We start from the raw sequence: 1568 nt of genomic DNA on the forward strand, positions 1-1568 counted from the left end.
ATCTATCCATTCTTTCACCAACAGATCCCGACTTTTGAAGCCTTAGGAGAGGTTACCCTCTCTGATAGCCTTTTAGATCTTTATCAAGTGGAGCGTCCAAAAATTGATGTTAAAACCAATGGCAGTCTACTGGAGATCGGTTTTGACTTTGAAAGTGTGGATCCAGCCGAAGTGGACCAGGTCCTCAAAGCTCTAGTAGGGCAAAAAGACTATTTTGTCAGCCATACAGGGAAAGTTCTTGTCTTTGATGAAGAAACCAAGAAGATCAGTCGAGCCTTAGCAGATCTGCGGGCGAAAATGAGCAAGGGTGGGAAACTACAAGCCCGCCGGATTGCCGCTTATCAGCTATCTGATTTGTTGGCAGATCAAGACAATGTTCATTTTTCAGAAGACTTTCGAAATTTAGCTCATGATTTGACTCATCCAGAAGATTACCACCTCCCTCAGATGACAATCCAAGCGACCCTGAGGGATTACCAAGAAATAGGGGTCAAATGGTTCTCCATGCTAAATCATTATGGTTTTGGCGGTATTTTAGCGGATGATATGGGGCTTGGGAAAACCCTGCAGACTATTTCATTTTTAACGAGTGTCTCTAAAACTGAAACTAAAATCTTGATTCTAGCTCCGTCCAGTCTCATCTACAACTGGAAACAAGAATTTTCAAAATTTGCTCCTCAGATGGAAGTGACAGTCGTCTACGGCCTCAAGCAACATCGCGATGAACTCATTGCAACCAATCCTCAGGTAGTCATTACGAGTTACGCCTCTTTCCGTCAGGATGTGGAGGAATACCAGAAAAATCAATATGAATACCTAATTCTAGATGAAGCTCAGGTCATGAAAAATGCCCAAACCAAGATTGCTCAACACTTACGTGGATTTGAGGTGCCGCATATATTTGCCCTATCTGGTACACCGATTGAGAACCATGTGGGAGAGCTTTGGTCCATTTTCCAAATTGTTCTTCCTGGTCTGTTTCCAGCTAAAAAAGAATTTCAAAAGTTGAGTCCTGAGACCATTGCGCGATTTGTCAAACCTTTTGTCCTGAGACGGAAAAAAGATGAAGTGCTCCAAGAATTACCAGACTTGATTGAAACAACCTATCACAATGAGTTGGGTGAAAGCCAAAAAACGATCTACTTAGCTCAATTAAAACAAATTCAAGATCGGGTTCGAACCTCTAGTGAAGAGGAACTAAATCGGAGCAAGGTGGAAATTCTCTCAGGTCTCATGCGCCTTCGTCAAATCTGTGATACTCCAGCCCTCTTTATGGAAGACTATCAAGGAGATAGTGGAAAATTGGAGAGCCTTCGAGATCTTTTGGGTCAAATCAAGGATGGTGACCATCGAGTTTTGATTTTCTCCCAATTCAGAGGTATGTTGGATATCCTAGAGCAAGAGATTGATCAGCTCGGCATGACTTCCTTTAAAATCACGGGTTCCACCCCGGCTAAAGATCGTCAAGAAATGACCAATGCCTTTAATGCTGGAGAGCGCCATGCTTTTCTCATTTCTTTGAAGGCCGGAGGAGTCGGATTGAACCTCACTGGAGCCGATACTGTCAT

Annotated in this window: 1 protein-coding gene; it reads left to right on the plus strand. The window is 43.1% G+C overall.

Going from position 1 to position 1568, the window contains the following annotated elements:
• Nucleotides 1-1568, plus strand: a 1568-nt coding sequence (locus tag SPADD19_RS01130; protein WP_164905813.1) for a DEAD/DEAH box helicase, incomplete at both ends; no start/stop codon positions are given.

The sequence above is a fragment of the Streptococcus parasanguinis genome (genome assembly GCF_001578955.1).
GTDB classification, from domain to species: domain Bacteria; phylum Bacillota; class Bacilli; order Lactobacillales; family Streptococcaceae; genus Streptococcus; species Streptococcus parasanguinis_U.